The 1603-nt window shown below is 59.0% G+C and carries 1 protein-coding gene and 1 pseudogene; both read left to right on the forward strand.

What is annotated here, in order from left to right; all coding sequences use genetic code 11:
* Positions 1-738 precede the first annotated feature (738 nt).
* A pseudogene (locus NKK51_RS32345) lies at positions 739-1001 on the forward strand (type II toxin-antitoxin system ParD family antitoxin).
* Between the two features lie 181 nt (positions 1002-1182).
* Entirely contained in the window at positions 1183-1320 is a 138-nt protein-coding gene (locus NKK51_RS32350; RefSeq protein WP_352556341.1) for a hypothetical protein, read from the forward strand.
* The last annotated feature ends 283 nt before the right edge of the window (positions 1321-1603 follow it).

Genomic DNA, 1603 nt, shown 5'->3' on the forward strand with positions numbered 1-1603 from the left:
GGCTGGCCATCGATTGCCCCGGATCAGGCGCCCGCAACAAGGCGAAGCCCAAGCTGCGGGACAAAAAACCCAATCCCGTCCCCCGCAAACCAATCTGCACCAAACAACAGTCCCCAGGCACCAGCCAGCGGGCCGTTCGCATTCGGGGGACAATGGTGCCTGCAAGCGCGGCACCTCGGCGCACAAAGAGGCCTCAGCCGACAAGCTACGACAACAAAACAAGCCTCTCAACAAAACCTAATTCAAAACAGCCCGCAGCCGCGGGCCGTTTGCGTTTAGGGGACTGGCAGTGAAGTGCCCAGCCGCCGCCATGACCGGGTCAACCGAATCGGAGGCAAAAAAGACGAAGCATCCGATCCTCTTGTCAGGCATCGGTCAGTGATGTCGGTGATGACTTGCAATCAAATACGAAATGAATTGGGTCGGGGTGGCGTTCTATTCAGCCGGCTTTTGTGGCCACCCTCGGCCATGACAATGACTGCGGACCGCGAATCGACCTGCATGTGGATTCTCGATCGCGCCGGCCGTTGGGTGTGTCACGCCGCAATAGCCGCAAGTGCCGTTGGCCGAACGGCCCGGGGCGTTGAAGCGACGCCTCGATCAAGTCGAATCAAGTGAAGGGTGATTCTCTGGGGATGAGTGGCGCAAGGCGTGGCATGGTCGAATCAGCCAATTTTGTTAATAGCTGACATCTATCCAGGTTCGGGATCACTCCCATGTTCCCGCAGGGCGGTGCCAATGCCGAATTACGCTTTGAATGACCATTACGAGAGCTCCATCAGGAAGCAGCTCGAATCAGGCCGCTACAGTAATGCCAGCGAGGTTGTCCGCGCGGGCCTGCGCATGCTTGAGGATTTCGAGGCGGAGCGGGAGAAATGGCTGCGCGAGGAGATACCGGGGCGCCTAACTGAACTCCGGCAGGATTCATCGAAGGGAATCCTGCCGAAACGGTTTTCTCCCTGGAGGCGCGTCATCGCGCGAAGGAGGCGAAAGCCAAGTAGGGGTGGAGTATCGGACTGTCTTCCACCCAGGGGAGAAGCCGAGCTGGAGCAACTCTACGATGATGATGATATAGCCGGACGTGCGTCGCCGGCGATCGCCTGGAATTTCATTGCGGGTATCCGCGACCATTGTCTCGGCCTGTCTACTTTTCCACAGCGGGGCACCGAGCGGGTCGAGATCATGCCTGGGCTGCGGATAGTTGGCTATCGCCGCGCGGTCAGCACTGCCTTCGCCGTCGAGGGTGGGCGGGTCCTGATCCTGGGCATCTTTTACGCCGGCCGGAACATCACGCCGGAATTGCTCGAGGACCAGCTCTAAACGGCGCGCTTCGGTGGTGAATTGCTCGGCAGTCCTCCAGGCGCGGCGGGTGCGATGGCACACATCAGCGCCTCGAGCTCGGGACGCATCACAGGAATGGTAGGCGCTAGAACGCCGCCCACAATTCAGCCAAGCCAACTCATGAATTTCGGCCCGGTGGATATCTCTACGAGAAATCGAAAAAACATTGTCGATGTGTGTTGACAGTTGTCGAGTGTGGCGACTATATACGCCTCACGAACGAGGGCGGCTCGCCGCTGGCGACGAAGAAGTTTGCTTCTAA

This window comes from Mesorhizobium sp. M0011, from assembly GCF_040324155.1.
Taxonomy (GTDB): domain Bacteria; phylum Pseudomonadota; class Alphaproteobacteria; order Rhizobiales; family Rhizobiaceae; genus Mesorhizobium.

Coding starts and splice junctions, on each gene's coding strand:
- NKK51_RS32350 (WP_352556341.1), top strand. CDS start 1,183: ATGCCTGGGCTGCGGATAGTTGGCTATCGCCGCGCGGTCAGCACTGCC.